This window comes from Paenibacillus sp. SER-28, from assembly GCF_052906305.1.
This window is the reverse complement of record NZ_JBRECM010000027.1, coordinates 1-4,213: the sequence shown is the minus strand read 5'-3', so window position 1 is coordinate 4,213 and position 4,213 is coordinate 1. Positions and strand designations below refer to the sequence as shown.

At 43.5% G+C, this 4,213-nt stretch carries 4 protein-coding genes and 2 tRNA genes; 3 read left to right on the top strand and 3 right to left on the bottom strand.

Translation table 11 applies throughout. The annotated features are described in order from the left end of the window. Positions 1–475: 475 nt before the first annotated feature. Positions 476–1,216, bottom strand: coding sequence for a Crp/Fnr family transcriptional regulator (locus tag ACUYLD_RS25375; RefSeq protein WP_061832126.1), 741 nt, complete (start codon positions 1,214–1,216; stop codon positions 476–478). A gap of 299 nt (positions 1,217–1,515) precedes the next feature. Between ACUYLD_RS25375 and ACUYLD_RS25370 the strand changes: the two genes are divergently transcribed. The 3 genes from ACUYLD_RS25370 to ACUYLD_RS25360 all read left to right on the top strand — a co-directional run bounded on the left by ACUYLD_RS25370 (position 1,516) and on the right by ACUYLD_RS25360 (position 3,858). Next, on the top strand, positions 1,516–1,965 hold the full coding sequence (locus tag ACUYLD_RS25370) for a GAF domain-containing protein (RefSeq protein ID WP_061832127.1): 450 nt from the start codon (positions 1,516–1,518) through the stop codon (positions 1,963–1,965). 143 nt (positions 1,966–2,108) lie between these two features. Beyond that, complete coding sequence (locus tag ACUYLD_RS25365; RefSeq protein WP_016818376.1) at positions 2,109–2,762, top strand: response regulator; 654 nt, start codon at positions 2,109–2,111, stop codon at positions 2,760–2,762. Beyond that, positions 2,755–3,858 (top strand): PAS domain-containing sensor histidine kinase, encoded by a 1,104-nt coding sequence (locus tag ACUYLD_RS25360; protein ID WP_446676220.1) that lies wholly within the window; start codon positions 2,755–2,757, stop codon positions 3,856–3,858. Before ACUYLD_RS25365 ends, ACUYLD_RS25360 begins: the two co-directional genes overlap by 8 nt. A gap of 202 nt (positions 3,859–4,060) precedes the next feature. Here the strand turns inward: ACUYLD_RS25360 and ACUYLD_RS25355 are convergent. Next, positions 4,061–4,131, bottom strand: a tRNA-Gly gene (locus ACUYLD_RS25355). A gap of 9 nt (positions 4,132–4,140) precedes the next feature. Next, a tRNA-Pro gene (locus ACUYLD_RS25350) sits at positions 4,141–4,213 on the bottom strand.

Below are 4,213 nucleotides of genomic sequence, written 5' to 3'. Positions count from 1 at the left end.
TTTACTCACTCGTTGTTCAGTTTTCAAAGATCAAACATTTCTCTTTCGCCGCGTTTTTCAGCAGCTATAAGATCATATCATGTTCGTTTCAAAAATGCAAGGGTTATTTTTTCTTTTTTTGAAGATCATTTCACCCAAGCTTTTCACTTTTGAAACTGCTGTTTTGTTGTCAGCTCAAATAATATATCATTTTCAGCAAAAGAAAGCAACTTGTAAATAATCCCTTTTTTAAACTTGAAATCCCTCCACCTTTTAGTCAACCATTATTAGCTCCAATGTTACTTCAAAACAGCTAGTTCATAAAATGTCATGTGTTCAGTTCCATTTAATATAAATACATTATTGGTAATTAGCCGCTATACGACGTTGATTAGTTTTTTTCTAATCTATGTTGTTCGTTACCCCATGTGCTAGATTGTTAGAAGACATGCAGCAAGGCGAAGTCTCTTGGACCCCGCCTAATGGTATTCATATATTAGAGGCGACAAATTTCATGGGCACATTGGCCGTACGAAGGACAGCAGCACATGCCACGTAATACCTTGAGATCGTGAATGACAATCTTTCCATCCCTTGTATCTAGGGTTCCCTGCTCTTTCAGCGCGCTCAGCATCCGGTTCACACTCTCTCGCGTCGCTCCAATCATCTCACCTAATTCGGAGTGACTTAGCTTCATATTTAGTAAAATGCCATCCTTCACAGCCACGCCACATGTATTGCTAGCACGGATCAATGTAGATGCTAACGCTCCAGTTTTACCATACAACAGTAAGTCCCGAAAACGCGATTGCATAATGCGTTGCTTCATCGCCATCCACTGGATGAACTGAAGTGCCATTTCCCCATTTTTGGACAAGAGCGACTCCAGATCCTTAACAAGCACGACGCCTAACTCACACACATCGGCTGTTTCCGCAGTGCAACTATACTCTTCTCCATCTATCCCGCTAAATTCCCCAATTAAGTCGCCTTGATGCTGAATGGTCAGAATCAGTTCTTTACCATCTTCTGTCGATTTACGAAGTTTAACATGACCTGAATGTATATAATAAAGCTGCTCTGCATCATCGCCTTCTCGGAAAAGCATAACGCCTGCCTTTACCTTCTTCCAGGACATAATATCTTTTAGCAGAACAAAATGTTCTTCTGTCAAATAAATCTGAATTCCCGTGCGTTCCGCTTCGTCCCCAAACCGTTCCATACAAGTGGCTTGCATGTTAGCGTCCTCCTCGTGTTTACCTGATATCTATATCATAATGTTTTAATGCCTGGGTTGTTATCGGGAGAACACCTGATTTTATACCTTCCTACTCCCTGATTTACTGTGATAAATATCACTTCCGAGGTAAGCTAACGCCCCATTTATCGACCTTTTCCCTACTCCTTACCCGACCTGATGAAAAGTCAGTGTTTCCTGCGCCTATAGATCAGGGGGTTCCCTGATCTACTTTTATAACTGTCGGAACTACAATGAATTAGAGATATAGTTTGGTTATGAAAAAGGATGTGTCTTCTATGCTACAAATAACGGATGAAATGCGAAAAGAACTGAACCAGTTGAGAGATACTATTTATAGTGATCTCACTGCCCTTGCATTTATGTCCAAGTCGGGTGGTAGGCTGCATTGGTATTACGCCTCCGGCAGCCGAAGCAATCGCTATCGCCTTATTTCTTTTAAGATTGGCCATGGTATTGCCGGGATGGCTGTTCGCTTGGGACGTACCGTGACTGTAAGTGCTTTACTATCGGGTAGTATACGTCTGCGTCAGGAGTGTGCACTAATGCTGGCCGAGCAGCTTCACTCTGCTGTTGCTATTCCCTTTTCCAGCACAGGGGATCTGCCTAACGGTGTGCTGCTTCTTGGTAATCGTGATGTGAGGACGTTCACAGAGTCTGATGTGGCCGAGGCCACTCAAGTCGCTCAACGCCTTAGCCAACTATGTGCTTACCCTCTCACTCCATAGATCAACAATGTTACTGTAGATAATAAAACTCATAAAACACTTGATATGGCTGTCCCTAACTATCTTTGTTGATTGAAATCCCTAAAATTTGCTATGATTATGACAAAACGCACGGTTTTTTTACCGTTCGAGGGGATGACAAATTGATTCGTATACTAGTAGTGGATGATCATGTTGTCGTACGTTCTGGCCTCATGGCCCTATTGGACGGCAAAAATGGTATTAAGGTCGTAGGAGATGCAGCAGACGGGGATGAGGCGATCCGTAAAGCAGTAGAGCTACAACCTAATGTCGTACTCATGGATTTTAGCATGCCACCTGGCAAAGATGGTCTCACGGCAACCACTGAATTAAAAAAACAGTTGCCCGATACAGAAGTCCTTATTTTAACGATGCATGACGATGAAGAATATCTGTTCCGAGCCATTCAGGCTGGAGCATCCGGATATATTTTAAAAAGCGCACCTCACGAGGAGTTACTCGCTGCCATCCAGTCTGTGGCCGAAGGTAGTGCCTATTTGTACCCGAATGCAACCAAACGACTGATGAGTGAATATCTGGACAAAATCAAACAGGAAGGCATAGCCGGACCCTATGAATCCTTGTCTGAGCGGGAAAAAGAGATTCTATCGTGGGTAGCCAAAGGATATGCCAACAAGGAAATTGCCGAGCACCTGGTGATTAGCGTCAAAACCGTAGAGTCCCATAAAAGCAATCTTATGGAGAAGCTTAACTTGAAAACACGACCTGAGCTAGTCAAATTCGCACTAAAAAAGGGGCTGCTCCATTATGAATGAACCTTCTAACCCTTTACTGCAGCATGCCTTTGGTGAATCAACCGATAAACTGCTGAATGATCTGGAAATTTATATACCAGAATCCCCTTTTCTTCATGCGCTGCGTAACTCACTCCACCAATTATCCAATCTGAAATTTGCTCTAGATACGTCTTCCATCGTTGCTTTGACCGATCATCGAGGTATTATTCAGTACGTAAACGACAAGTTCTGTGAGATTTCGCAATACAGTCGTGAAGAGCTGATCGGTCAGGATCATCGTCTTATTAATTCAGGCTATCATACCTCTGCCTTCATGAAAAACCTGTGGACTACGATCCGATCAGGTGAGGTATGGCAAGGAGAAATACGTAATCGTGCTAAAGATAACAGCTACTATTGGGTGAATACTACGATCGTTCCGTTTATGGACGAGGAAGGTAAACCCTATCAGTACTTAGCGATCCGCAATGAGGTCACTAAACTGAAGAAAGTAGAAGCAGAACTCCAGTCTATGATGACGCAAGTCATGCAAATACAGGAAGAAGAACGTAAACGCTTTTCAAGAGAGCTGCATGATGGGATAGGACAAAGCTTGTTTTCACTTATTATTCAATTGGATAGCCAACTTGCCGAACAACCTAGTGCTACTCTGGAGAATCTTCGTTCGCAGGTGACCGACATCATCAAAGATGTTCGTGGTCTAGCGTGGGAACTTCGTCCCTCAGTTCTGGATGATCTGGGTGTTGTCCCAGCCATAAGAACCTATATTGAAAACTTCTGTTCTCATTACGGGATTGAGGTGCATTTTCAATGCACTTTACGTAAACGGGTTGATATTCGCAAGGAAATTGCAATTTATCGGATTGTACAAGAAGCATTAACGAATGTAGCCAAATACGCAGATGTAGCAGAGGCATATGTCGACGTCGAGGATCAAAATGAAATGATACAAGTGACCATTCGGGATGAAGGCATTGGATTCTCTGGAAAGTCCCAAGGAGAGGGAGTTGGATTGTTCAGTATGGAAGAACGAGCTAGAGGGGTAGGGGGATTTATGAGCATAACCTCTGCTCCAGACGAGGGAACCTCCATCCAGCTGACCATTCCCGTGTAAAAACTGTCCACTAGATCGGTTATCGGTGTATGCCAGTTGTATGATCAGAACGATATACACCGATACCGAAGATTATGGATAATCAACACAATGTGGATTACATGAGGATAAATACAAAAAAAGAGAGAGCTCTGTCCCCAGACAGGCTCTCTTTATTTATAAGGTGTCACCACTGAGGCAACAAGAATCCGCTATAGCAAAAAGCGGGTGATGGGAATCGAACCCACGCTACCAGCTTGGAAGGCTGGAGTTCTACCATTGAACTACACCCGCAAATCAGTATCGGGATGACACGATTTGAACATGCGACCCCCTGGTCCCAAACCAGGTGCTCTACCAAGCTGAGCTACATCCC

Coding starts and splice junctions, on each gene's coding strand:
- ACUYLD_RS25375 (WP_061832126.1), bottom strand. CDS start 1,216: ATGCAAGCCACTTGTATGGAACGGTTTGGGGACGAAGCGGAACGCACG.
- ACUYLD_RS25370 (WP_061832127.1), top strand. CDS start 1,516: ATGCTACAAATAACGGATGAAATGCGAAAAGAACTGAACCAGTTGAGA.
- ACUYLD_RS25360 (WP_446676220.1), top strand. CDS start 2,755: ATGAATGAACCTTCTAACCCTTTACTGCAGCATGCCTTTGGTGAATCA.